General features: G+C 66.3%; 11 protein-coding genes and 1 pseudogene. 4 read left to right on the top strand and 8 right to left on the bottom strand.

Going from position 1 to position 10,603, the window contains the following annotated elements; all coding sequences use genetic code 11:
- The first annotated feature begins 106 nt into the window (after window positions 1-106).
- Together K789_RS0110245 and K789_RS0110250 are read left to right on the top strand one after the other, a co-directional pair.
- On the top strand, window positions 107-292 hold the full coding sequence (locus K789_RS0110245) for a hypothetical protein (RefSeq protein WP_024366676.1): 186 nt from the start codon (window positions 107-109) through the stop codon (window positions 290-292).
- A 298-nt stretch (window positions 293-590) separates the two neighbouring features.
- Window positions 591-3,731 carry a S8 family serine peptidase gene (locus K789_RS0110250; RefSeq protein ID WP_416352798.1) on the top strand — a complete coding sequence of 1,047 codons (3,141 nt, stop codon included), beginning with the start codon at window positions 591-593 and terminating at the stop codon, window positions 3,729-3,731.
- A gap of 97 nt (window positions 3,732-3,828) precedes the next feature.
- On the opposite strand, the gene K789_RS0110255 is transcribed toward K789_RS0110250, so the two are convergent.
- From K789_RS0110255 to K789_RS0110270, 4 genes are read right to left on the bottom strand one after another with little or no spacing between them, the layout of a single operon-like run.
- Window positions 3,829-4,209 carry a hypothetical protein gene (locus tag K789_RS0110255; protein ID WP_029704845.1) on the bottom strand — a complete coding sequence of 127 codons (381 nt, stop codon included), beginning with the start codon at window positions 4,207-4,209 and terminating at the stop codon, window positions 3,829-3,831.
- Window positions 4,206-5,195 carry a hypothetical protein gene (locus tag K789_RS0110260; RefSeq protein WP_035739528.1) on the bottom strand — a complete coding sequence of 330 codons (990 nt, stop codon included), beginning with the start codon at window positions 5,193-5,195 and terminating at the stop codon, window positions 4,206-4,208. Before K789_RS0110260 ends, K789_RS0110255 begins: the two co-directional genes overlap by 4 nt.
- On the bottom strand, window positions 5,155-5,709 hold the full coding sequence (locus tag K789_RS0110265) for an SSI family serine proteinase inhibitor (protein WP_024366680.1): 555 nt from the start codon (window positions 5,707-5,709) through the stop codon (window positions 5,155-5,157). Before K789_RS0110265 ends, K789_RS0110260 begins: the two co-directional genes overlap by 41 nt.
- Window positions 5,710-5,736: 27 nt before the next feature.
- Entirely contained in the window at window positions 5,737-6,246 is a 510-nt protein-coding gene (locus K789_RS0110270; protein WP_128081599.1) for a MarR family winged helix-turn-helix transcriptional regulator, read from the bottom strand.
- 45 nt (window positions 6,247-6,291) lie between these two features.
- Between K789_RS0110270 and K789_RS0110275 the strand changes: the two genes are divergently transcribed.
- Together K789_RS0110275 and K789_RS0110280 are read left to right on the top strand one after the other, a co-directional pair.
- Window positions 6,292-6,525 (top strand): hypothetical protein, encoded by a 234-nt coding sequence (locus K789_RS0110275; protein WP_024366682.1) that lies wholly within the window; start codon window positions 6,292-6,294, stop codon window positions 6,523-6,525.
- A 181-nt stretch (window positions 6,526-6,706) separates the two neighbouring features.
- A complete protein-coding gene (locus tag K789_RS0110280; protein ID WP_024366683.1) occupies window positions 6,707-6,919 on the top strand; it encodes a hypothetical protein in 213 nt (70 codons plus the stop codon).
- A gap of 86 nt (window positions 6,920-7,005) precedes the next feature.
- Here K789_RS0110280 and K789_RS0110285 read toward each other — a convergent pair whose 3' ends face one another.
- From K789_RS0110285 to K789_RS0110300, 4 genes and pseudogenes are all read right to left on the bottom strand, one after another.
- Window positions 7,006-8,364, bottom strand: a complete 1,359-nt coding sequence (locus tag K789_RS0110285; protein ID WP_024366684.1) for an aspartate kinase — start codon at window positions 8,362-8,364, stop codon at window positions 7,006-7,008.
- Window positions 8,365-8,652: 288 nt separating this feature from the next.
- Window positions 8,653-9,231 (bottom strand): GNAT family N-acetyltransferase, encoded by a 579-nt coding sequence (locus K789_RS24035; RefSeq protein ID WP_024366685.1) that lies wholly within the window; start codon window positions 9,229-9,231, stop codon window positions 8,653-8,655.
- Window positions 9,232-9,281: 50 nt separating this feature from the next.
- On the bottom strand, window positions 9,282-9,881 hold the full coding sequence (recR, locus tag K789_RS0110295) for a recombination mediator RecR (RefSeq protein WP_024366686.1): 600 nt from the start codon (window positions 9,879-9,881) through the stop codon (window positions 9,282-9,284).
- A gap of 51 nt (window positions 9,882-9,932) precedes the next feature.
- A pseudogene (locus K789_RS0110300) lies at window positions 9,933-10,603 on the bottom strand (DNA polymerase III subunit gamma and tau); the annotation flags it as partial.

Consider the following 10,603-nt stretch of genomic DNA (forward strand, 5'->3'; position numbering starts at 1 on the left):
CCGCCGTGCAAGAGCGCCGCGAAGACCCCCGGTGACAGGCCGTGCGGCCCGGGGTGGCCCGGGCCGGGCTATGGCGGCTCCGGTGCGCCGTCAGTAGGATGTGCGCATGTCTGAGAAATCGAAATCCGTGGTCCTGCCCGTCGTTGCTGCCGCTGTTTTCGCGGGCCTGGGCCGGATGGTCCTGCAGAAGATCAAAGCCGACCGCAAAGCCAGGGAAAGCAACGTCGCCGGGCCGCTCGATGAGAAGACCCGTGCCTGGATCAGCGAAGTTGTCAGGACGCCCCGCCAGTAGCACGTCCCCGCCGGACGTCTGACGGCAGCAGGCCCCGGGGTGGGCCGCCCTTCACATTCGGGGTGTGCCTGCAGAGCCCTCGCGGCCGCCTGCGCGCGCAGTCCCATGGGCGTTGTCGAAGGGTGTGACAAATTTTGATTTCCTCATTGTGCTCTATGTCATATCTGGCTCTCAGTCTGTACTGTATGAATCGGCTGGTATCCGTCCGGGCCGTGAGAGTCTCAGCTCTTTCTGTCCTGCCAGTCCTCTGACCCGGCAGCAGTGCTGGGACCGTTCCTTCTGAAAGGTTCAACCACACGTGAAATCACCAGGAAAGAGCTTCCTTCGAAGCGGGGGACTCCGGAGGGCCGTGGCACTGACCCTGGGCTTGCCGGTTCTCTTGTCAACAGTCGCGATCCAACCCGCCACCGCGGCGCCAGTGCAGGGGCCCACCGTCGCGGGAGTGGCGCAGAAGAATCTGGATCCGACCAGCTACAAGGACGGCCGCTACATCGTTGTCCTGACCGAGAAGCCGGCAGCCACGTACGACGGCGGCACGCCCGGTCTGGCGGCAACCAAGCCGGAATCGGGCAAGAAGCTGGACACCAAGAGGTCCGAGGTGCAGCAGTACGAGGCACACCTCGAAAAGAAGCAGGCCGAGGTAGCAGGCAAGCAGAACGTCCAGATCAACCGGCAGTTCACCGCCGCACTCAACGGATTCAGCGCCAGCCTCACCGCGGATCAGGCCATCAAGCTGGCCAAGGACCCCAGTGTGCTGACGGTTGCCCCTGACACGGAAAACGCTCCGGACTACTCCAGCACCGACTTCCTGAAGCTCAGCGGAGCCAACGGAACCTGGAACACCAAGTTCGGCGGCCAGGACGGCGCCGGCAAGGGCGTCGTCGTCGGGGTCATCGACACCGGCTACACCCCGTCCAGCGCGTTCTTCGCCGGGGAAGAGGTCAAGCCCCTCGTCGGCCAGCCTGTCGTCGGCGTGCCGTACAAGATGGCGGACGGCAAGATCGCGATGCTCAAGTCCGACGGCGACACGTTTATCGGTGAGTGCCAGAAGGGCCAGGACTTCGACGGTTCTGCCTGCAACTCCAAGGTCCTGAGCGCGCACTACTTCGCCGAGGACTTCCTGAAGTACGTATCCCCGGGCGACCGCGCACCGGAGGAACTGCTGTCCCCGGTCGATGTCGCCAGCCACGGCACCCACACGGCCAGCACTTCGGCCGGCAACGCCAACGTCGAGACCTTCGTTGACGGGCGCAGCTTCGGCCTGACCAGCGGCATCGCGCCCGCTGCCAAGCTCTCCGTCTACAAGGTCTGCTGGGAAGACACCGACCCCAACACGGGCGGCTGCTACAGCTCCTCGTCCGTTGCCGCCGTCGACCGGGCCGTCAAAGACGGGGTGGACGTGCTGAACTACTCCATTTCCGGTTCTGCGACGTCCGTGATCGACCCGGTCTCGATTGCTTTCCTGAATGCTGCTTCCGCCGGCATATTCGTCGCCGCGTCGGCCGGAAACTCCGGTCCGACGGCCAGCACCGTCAACCACGGCGGCCCCTGGGTCACCACGGTTGCGGCCAGCAGCTTCTCCCAGGAGCTCCAGGGCACTGTTGAATTCGCCGACGGCGCGAAGTTCCGCGGCGCCAGCATCATGAACAAGGAAGTCAAGGACGCCGGCGTCGTGCTGGCTGCCAACGCGGCCGCGGCGACCCCGCCGTCGTCCCCCGCACTGTGCGGGTCCGGCACCCTGGACCCGGCGAAGGTCGCCGGCAAGGTCGTCGTCTGCGACCGTGGCGTTGTCGACCGCGTCGCCAAGAGCGCCGAGGTTTCCCGTGCCGGCGGCGTCGGCATGATCCTGGTGAATCTGAGCAATTCCTCGCTGGACGCGGACCAGCACGCTGTCCCGACCGTCCACGTGAACCCGCCGGCCACTGAGGCCATCAAGGCCAAGGTGGCGGCCACCCCGGACATCAAGGTTTCCCTGGTCAACAAGGACACCACCGGACTGCCGCTGGAAGCGCAGCCGCAGATTGCCGGCTTCTCCTCCCGCGGGCCGCTGCTGGCCACGGATTCGGACCTGCTGAAGCCCGACGTCGCCGCGCCGGGTGTTGCTGTCCTGGCCGGTGTGTCGCCGATTGGCGCCGACGGTGCAAAGTTCGGCTTTATGTCCGGCACCTCCATGGCGGCACCGCACGTTGCCGGTTTCGGCGCGCTGCTCCTGGGCAAGAACCCGAGCTGGTCCCCGGCAGCGGTCAAGTCCGCCATGATGACCACGGCAGGCAATGTCGTGAACGCCGACGGCTCCAAGAACACCGACGTCCACGCCACCGGCGCGGGCCAGGTGGACCCCGCTCGCATGGTCGATCCGGGTCTGGTCTACGACGCCAACGAAGAGGACTACTGGAAATTCATCCAGGGCACGGGGATCAACCTCGGTCTGCCGTCCAGCACCCTGCCGCGGGACATGAACGTCGCGTCCTTCTCGCTGGGCAACCTCACCGGCAAGATCACCGTGACCCGGACCGTGACCGCCCTGACCCCGGGCGTCTACAAGGTCAAAGCCGATGTGCCCGGAATCAAGGTCAATGTGGCTCCGGCGGCCCTGAACTTCAAGGCCGCCGGCGAGAAGAAGACCTTCAAGGTCAGCTTTGAGAACAAGAGCGCTGCCCTGGGCAAGTTCGCCATGGGTTCACTGAGCTGGGAGGGTGCAGGCAAGACCGTCACCTCGCCGATCGCCGTCCGGCCACAGTCCGTTGTCGCCGCGAAGGACGTCTTCCTGAGCACCGACTCCGGCACCGGCTCGGGCGACATCAGCGTTGTCTCCGGCACCAACAACCCGATCAACATGACCCTGGACGGCCTGTCCAAGGCGGATTCCTCTGCCGTGGAGCTGGTCCCCGGGCCGTTCGCGGGCCGCGCCGACGCCTCGACCTTCGTGAAGACTGTGAACGTCCCGGCCGGTGCTCCGCTGGCCAAGTTCTCGGTCATCTCCTCTGACCCGGGCTCGGACTTCGACATGTGGGTCGTCACGCCCCGCGGCGTCGAAGAGGTGGCGACGTCGTCGTCCAGCGAGACGCTGTCCATTGCGAATCCGGCCACCGGCTCGTACACGATCTACGCGAACCTGTACTCCAGCCCGGGCGGCAAGGCCACGAAGGCAAGCGTTGATGCCGCGATTCTCGGTGCCAACGAGAAGAATGCGACCATCACGCCGAACCCGCTGGTGCTGCCGAACGGTGAAACGGGCAAGATCACGCTGAACTGGACCGGCCTTAAGCCCGGCTCCTACATCGGACGGATCACCTTTGCCGGTGCCAGCGAGCCGACATTCGTCAGCGTCGTCGTGAACGCCGCAGGCGTCGCCTCGGTGGCGCCGACGTCGGAAGACGCAACCGCGCAGTCCAAGTTCCAGAACCAGGAGCTTGAGCGTCCCAACAACGCCATCTAGGCGCAGCTCAACCTGACAGCAAAGGCAATGGCCGGCGGTTTCCACCNCCGCCGGCCATTGCCTTTGCTTGTTGATCGGTGGCGCCTGAGGGTTCCGCTCAGATTGCCCCGGTGGACCCTGCAACCCCGCCCAGCAGTGGCGCCATGGCACGCCAGCGGGCGATCTCGCAGCCGTCGGTGCGGCTGAACGTACTGTGGACTTCCCGGCCAAGGAACCAGCCGGTCACGATGGCGACCTGCGGACCGCCGTACTGCTGGGTGCACATCTTCGGCGGACCAGGCTTGGGGAAGAAAATATCCTCCCCGTGCTGCGTGACCGCCGCGAGAGCTGCGGCGGAATCCGGCAGGGTGCACCCCTCGGCGGGCGAGACGCCGCTTGCCGCCAGCCGGAACACGTATTCCGGGGCGCCCGGGGCCTCTGTCAGGCGGACGGTGAGATCGATCTCGTGGCGGCTGTGAGGCTCGTGCGTGGCGGTCATTGCTGTCCTTCCGTGGGTTCTGGGGCGGGGCCGGAACCCAACGACTGGAGCAGGGGACTGAGCTCCCGCAGCAGCCGCCGCCGCAGTTCCTGTGATTCGGCGGAAAAAGCCCGCTGGTATTCAACGTACGCGGCTTTGCCCTCGGGCGTTTCGATCAGGATGGCGGGATAGCCCCACTCTTCCAAGTCATAGGGGGACGCCTGCATATCCATGGCCCTGATCCGCCAGGAGAGCTCGAAACAGTCCATGACCAGCTCGCTGGGCAGCAGCGGTGCAAGTTTGTAGGCCCACTTGTACAGGTCCATGTTGGCGTGCAGGCACCCGGGCTGTTCCAGGGTCCGCTGGTTCTCCCGGCTCGGGATGAGACTGTTCAGCGGCACGGCATCCGGCGTGTAAAACCGGAAGGCATCGAAGTGCGAGCAGCGGATCCGGTTCCCCTCCACCACCTCGTCGGTCCGTTCCGGGCCGAGGCGCAGCTGGAGGTACTCGTGCCGGAGTTCGAATTTGTCCTGCCGGTAGACCATGGCCCATTCGTGCAGCCCGAAGCAGCCGAACTGCGCGGGCCGCGCCGCCGTCCCGGACAGGATGATCCCGGCGAACTGAAGGGCGTCCCGCCGGTCCCGGACAAACGCCTCGACGTCGACCGCAACGGCCGTCGTTCCCGCCGCCAGCCCGGCGGCGGCGAGTTCGCCGTCGTCGGGCGCGCGGTAGTACTTCCAGCCGGCGCGCTCAGTCGCGGCAGGACCGGTGAGCACGACGCCGGCGCCCGGGTGCCAGCGCAGCAGCTGCCCGGGCTTCTGGGTGTAGTAGGTGAAGAGGAAGTCCTCGACGGGGTGCTTCCTGCCCGCGGACCGCCGGGCCAGATACGGATCCGCGTATTGCCGGACGCGCGCCTGATGGCCGGCCTGGCGGCGCAGCCAATCATCCTGCGGGAGTGCGTGCAGCTTAGACTCCACCGGCGGAGCCAAGGACGTCCTTGGCGGCATTCCAGAGGGCGATCTCGCAGCCGTCGCGCAGGGTGAAATTCGCTTCTACCGGCCGGCCGTCCACCACTCCCGTGACGGTGGCCTCCTGCGGGCCGCCGTACTGCATGGTGCAGGCCTGGTCCGTGGGCCGGGGGGCGGGGCTGAGGATCGCCGCGTTGCCCTTCAGCGCGCTGCAGGCCGCGGCGGCGTCGGGATGCTGGCTCTCGGCGGCCGGGACGCCGTCCACGCAGACCAGCGTGAAGTTCGCTGGTGTGCCGGTCGCAGAGGGTTTGACCATAATGGCGAGTTCGGCGTTGCCCTGGCCGGGACCTGAGGTGACCGGCGCGGCGGATGGCGGGGGTGCCGGGGTCTTTGTTTCGGTATCCGGCGAGGGGGTCCCCGTCGGGGAAGCCGTTGTCCCGCCCGTCGGACCGGGGGTGGTGGTCGACGGCGACGGCGTGGCCCCTGGCGAGCAGGCGGCCAGGGCGGCCACCGCCATCAGAACGAGCGCCGCGTGGCTCAGTTGCTTGCGCATCAGCAGTCCTCCTGTGTTTTGCCCAGTCTACCGCCGGGGCGGGCCGCCGGAGGGGTCCTTCGTGGCCGCAATCAGGCCCACCATGGAGGCGTGCAGTTCGGTGACCTCCTCACGGGTCAGGCCCAGCCGCTCCATCATGGTCCCTGGCACGGCAGTGGCCTGCTCCCGGAGTGCGGCGCCCACCGGCGTCAGGCCCACGGCAAGGGTCCGTTCGTCGCCCGGCACACGCTGGCGCGTGATGAACCCGGCCGCCTCCAAGCGGCGCAGCAGGGGCGAGATTGTTGCCGGTTCCTGGGCGAGGGCCCCGCTGATGTCGCGCACAGAGCGGGGGCTGGATTCCCAGAGGCACAGCATCACAAGGTACTGGGGGTGGGTCAGTCCAAGCTTGTCCAGTACCGGCTTGTACGCGCCGACGACACTGCGGGACGCAACCGTGAGCGCGAAGCACAACTGGTGCTCAAGCAGGAGGTCGTCCTGAGTTCCTTCGGTCACATCCGTCACGTGGGTCCTCCCGTAGATAGTTAGTGCGCTAATCATTAGCGTACACTGAGGTAATCGTCTCGTTCTTAGGAGTGGATTGTGATGGCCAACAAAAACGCCGAAAACGGCTCGCAGAGGTTCATGCGTGCAACGGGCAAACTCCGGATGATTTTTGGCCCGGCCAACCGCAGCGCCCTCGGGCACGAGATGACCGAGCAGAACCGGCAGTTGCTGGCCCAGCGGGAAGCCGAAACCCAGCAGTGGGAGACCCTCCACCGCCCGGACGGCAGCACCTACGTCGTGCCCCGCAACCCCGAGGACAAGTCGCTGCGTTAGGCAGCCGCCGGGATTGGTTTCCGGCACCGTATCGGGCTATTTCCGGGCGGCCGCGGCCATGCCTTTTCCCGGCGTCGGGCGTAAAATGAGGGCACTGGCACCAGCTACTTGGCCGCAGCGGTTTCGCGCGGCCCCGGATGCTGGAGAGGGGGTGGGAATTGTGGCACTTGCACTGAGGAAGATGGCGCTCAGGCAGCATCTGCACCCGTCGTCATGGGCACGCTTCCTTTTCGGCCCTGCCTCGCGGGGGGATAACTCCGCGCCGGTCGTGCACAAAAACGACGACTTCGAGCAGGCCTCCGAAATGGACCTCGCCGGTTTCGAAGTGGAGACCGATGCGCACGGACATCACTACGCTGTCCGGAAAGAAGACCTCCCCAAAGAGGAAGTCTGAGCCTCGCCTGCCCGGCAGGGAAAAGGGAGCGGCTGATGCCGCTCCCTTCGCCAGTTAACTCCTGGCGCTGATCCTTGGCGTGCAGGTCAGCGGCCGGTGCCGCCGTACACTGTTGCCTCGTCCTCGCTGTCCAGGTCGAAGGCCTTGTGGATGGCGCGCACGGCATCGTCGAGCAGGTCGGCGTGGGTGACGACGGAAATCCGGATCTCCGAGGTGGAGATCATGTTGATGTTGATTCCGGCCTCCGAGAGCGCCGCGAAGAACCGCGCCGAGACTCCCGGGTGCGAGCGCATGCCGGCGCCGATCAGCGACAGCTTGCCGATCTTCTCGTTGTACTCGATGCTTTCGAAGCCGATCCGGTCCTGCGCGGCGTGCAGGGCGGCCAGTGCGTCGGCGCCCTCGACGATCGGCAGCGTGAAGGAAATGTCGGTCCGGCCCGTGCCGTGGGTGGAAACGTTCTGGACGATCATGTCGATGTTCGAGTGCGCATCGGCGATGACCTGAAAGATCGCAGCAGCCTTGCCGGGGATATCGGGAACCCCGACGACCGTGACCTTGGCTTCCGAACGGTCGTGTGCAACACCGGAGATGATTGGCTGCTCCAAGGCAACTCCCTCTTGGGTTGTGATCTTGTCGTCGGCGCTGGGCAGGACCCAGGTACCTTCGTTCTGGCTGAATGAGGACCGGACATGCAATGGCACTCCGAAACGGCGCGCGTATTCGACGCAGCGCAGGTGCAGGATCTTGGCGCCGGACGCCGCCAGTTCGAGCATTTCCTCGCTGGAGATACGGTCGATCTTGCGGGCGGAGGTCACGACGCGTGGATCGGCGGTGTAGATCCCGTCGACGTCGGTGAAGATCTCGCAAACGTCCGCATCGAGGGCGGCGGCCAGCGCCACCGCCGTCGTGTCAGAGCCGCCGCGGCCCAGCGTGGTGACCTCGTTCGTGGTGCGGCTCATGCCCTGGAACCCAGCCACGATCGCGATGTGCCCCTTGTCCAGAGCGGTGCGGATGCGGTGCGGGTCGACGTCGATGATCCGGGCCTTGCCGTGGATGCCGTCAGTGATCATTCCGGCCTGGGAGCCGGTGAATGACTGGGCCGAAGCGCCGAACTTGTTGATGGCCATGGCGAGCAGGGCCATCGAGATGCGTTCCCCGGCGGAGAGGAGCATGTCCATTTCCCGGGCCGGGGCCGAGTCGGTGACCTGCGCGGCGAGGTCGAGGAGTTCATCGGTGGTGTCGCCCATGGCGGACACGACCACCACTACTTCGTCGCCGGCGTTCTGGGCATCCACGATCCGCCGGGCCACGCGCTTAATGCCCTCGGCATCCGCCACGGAGGAACCGCCGAACTTCTTCACCACAAGGTGCTTCGTGGTGGCAGCAGAGACGGGCAGCTCCTGCGGCTGCGGGCCGGGCTGGACTTCGGTAGTGGGCAAACTCATGCGCGCACCCTCACTGGATCATCGGGGTTCTGGGCCAGGCAACCAAACGGCGCGACGGCGTAACTTCTCATCCCAGTTTATCGCCGCGGCCCCTCGGTTGCTGAATTGTGACCGAATGCCAGACACCTGCGCTCCCGCTCCACGGGACATGCCCTCCGGAGGGGACTGCGACGGGACATGTCCACCTGCTATCTGGGACATGCCCTCCGCTGGGGCTCGCGGATGGGCATATTGGCACTATGTCCATCCGTGGGCCCGGGGGCTGGGCATGTCCAATGCGGGGTTGAATCAGTCCGGTGGAGCGACCTGTTCGGTGGCGGCCCGGGGTTGAATCGGATAGGGATTCCGGTCCAGTCTGTAGCGCCAGGAGGGAACATTCTTGCCTGTTGTGTCCTGCGCGGACGTGAAATGGCGGTCCTGCCGAAAGCCCAGGCCCGCCAAGAGGCGCCTGGAGGGGAGATTAGCTTCATAGACGCCGGCGAACACCGTTTGTGCTCCGCGTTCCTCGAAAAGCCAGCTGACCAGTGCACCCGCTGCCTCGCGGCCCAGGCCACGACGGTGGTGGCCGGGATGGAGGATATGTCCGAGGCTCCCGCAGTCGGCGGGTATCTTGCCTGGCGCCGGCGGCTCTGCCGAGTTCCATGTCCGGCCGTCACCAATGACTTCACCCGTCTCGCGGAGCTCTATGGCCCAACCGAAGTTAAACCAATCCACGCCAGACGATTCAGCGGCATCGACCAGCCGAAGGATTCTGGCGACGTTCTCCTCGGGACTCAGCGCTTCGTGGGACAGATACTGCGTGGCCGCTGGATCGCCGCGGAACCGGAGGACCGCCGCCGCGTCGTCGATTTCCAGCGGACGCAGCACCAGGCGTTCGGTGCGGATCGGGACCGGTCGGGACAGGGGCTGGACTCCGATCAGCTCAGGGCGTTGCGGCGGCCCTCGAACGCGCGGCCCAGCGTGACCTCGTCGGCGTATTCGAGGTCGCCTCCCACAGGCAGGCCCGATGCAAGACGGGTGACGGCGATGCCAATCGACTTGAGCATCCGCGCCAAGTAGGTGGCCGTGGCCTCGCCCTCCAGATTGGGGTCGGTGGCGATGATGATTTCCTGGATGGCGCCGTCGTTGAGCCGGGTGAGGAGTTCACGGATCCGGAGCTGCTCGGGGCCGATGCCCGCAATGGGATTGATGGCCCCGCCCAGCACGTGATACCGGCCGCGGAACGAGCGGGTGCGTTCGACGGCGAGGACGTCCTTGGATTCTTCGACGACACAGATGATCGAGGGGTCCCGGCGCGGGTCCCTGCAGATATTGCAAAGTTCCTGCTCCGTCACGTTGCCGCAGACCGTGCAGAATTTCACCCGTTCCTTGACCGTGATGATGGCATCCGCGAGCCGTTTCATATCCTGCGGGTCGGCCTCGAGAATGTGGAAGGCGAGCCGCTGGGCGGACTTGGGCCCGACGCCGGGAAGGCGTCCGAGCTCGTCAATCAGCTCTTGAACTGCACCTTCGTACACTTTGTCCTCGTTCGTTTGGGGTGGTGACGGGCGGAGGGCCCGGCGGGGCGGCTAGAAGCGCGGCGGCAGCGGGCTTCCGTCCAGTGACCGCTCTTCCACGAGTTTTCCGCCCAGGATTCGTTCGACGGCGGCCCGTCCGAAGACGCCTGATTCCTCGATTGTTTCGTCGTCCGCGCTGGGGATGTCCTGGACATAGGTGGTGGTGGCGGACGCAGCACGGGCCGGGGCTTTGGCGCGTCCAGCCTCGGCCTCGGGGCTGTTGGACAGGCGCTGATACAGGCTTTGCCGGCCGGTGGACTGGGGAGCCGCGGCCGGTGCGGCTGCTGGTCCGGCGGTCGGAGCAACCGTCGCAGCGCTTACGGAGACTGGAGCGGCCGAGGCGCCGGCCGGCACCAATTCCGATGAGTCTCCCCAACCGTTCGACGAGGAAGCGACAGGCTCATACGTGGCGGAAGCCGATACTGCCGCGGCGTACTGCGGGACCTGGGCCACGGCAGGTTCGTAATGCGGGGGTTCGGGCTCCGGTGTGGGGGCGGGAGCGCTGGATTCTTCGGGCGAGTAGCTTCCGACGTTGGAGTCCGTGCCAATCGTCCAGATGCCGGGGGCCTGCTCGACGGCACGGGCCCAGGGGTCGTTGGCGGTGTCCGGAGCTTGGGGCGCCGGCGTGTGCGCCTGGGACGTCTTGGCAGCAGCACCGGAACGCGCCGCCGCGGCGGTCTTGG

The organism is Arthrobacter sp. TB 26, from assembly GCF_000427315.1.
GTDB lineage: Bacteria > Actinomycetota > Actinomycetes > Actinomycetales > Micrococcaceae > Arthrobacter.

What these genes read in the sequence shown, in the direction of transcription:
- K789_RS0110275 (WP_024366682.1), top strand. Translation starts at nt 6,292, where the DNA reads ATGGCCAACAAAAACGCCGAAAACGGCTCGCAGAGGTTCATGCGTGCA.
- K789_RS0110255 (WP_029704845.1), bottom strand. Translation starts at nt 4,209, where the DNA reads ATGACCGCCACGCACGAGCCTCACAGCCGCCACGAGATCGATCTCACC.
- K789_RS0110280 (WP_024366683.1), top strand. Translation starts at nt 6,707, where the DNA reads ATGGCGCTCAGGCAGCATCTGCACCCGTCGTCATGGGCACGCTTCCTT.
- K789_RS0110270 (WP_128081599.1), bottom strand. Translation starts at nt 6,246, where the DNA reads ATGATTAGCGCACTAACTATCTACGGGAGGACCCACGTGACGGATGTG.
- K789_RS0110285 (WP_024366684.1), bottom strand. Translation starts at nt 8,364, where the DNA reads ATGAGTTTGCCCACTACCGAAGTCCAGCCCGGCCCGCAGCCGCAGGAG.
- K789_RS0110265 (WP_024366680.1), bottom strand. Translation starts at nt 5,709, where the DNA reads ATGCGCAAGCAACTGAGCCACGCGGCGCTCGTTCTGATGGCGGTGGCC.
- K789_RS0110245 (WP_024366676.1), top strand. Translation starts at nt 107, where the DNA reads ATGTCTGAGAAATCGAAATCCGTGGTCCTGCCCGTCGTTGCTGCCGCT.
- K789_RS0110260 (WP_035739528.1), bottom strand. Translation starts at nt 5,195, where the DNA reads ATGCCGCCAAGGACGTCCTTGGCTCCGCCGGTGGAGTCTAAGCTGCAC.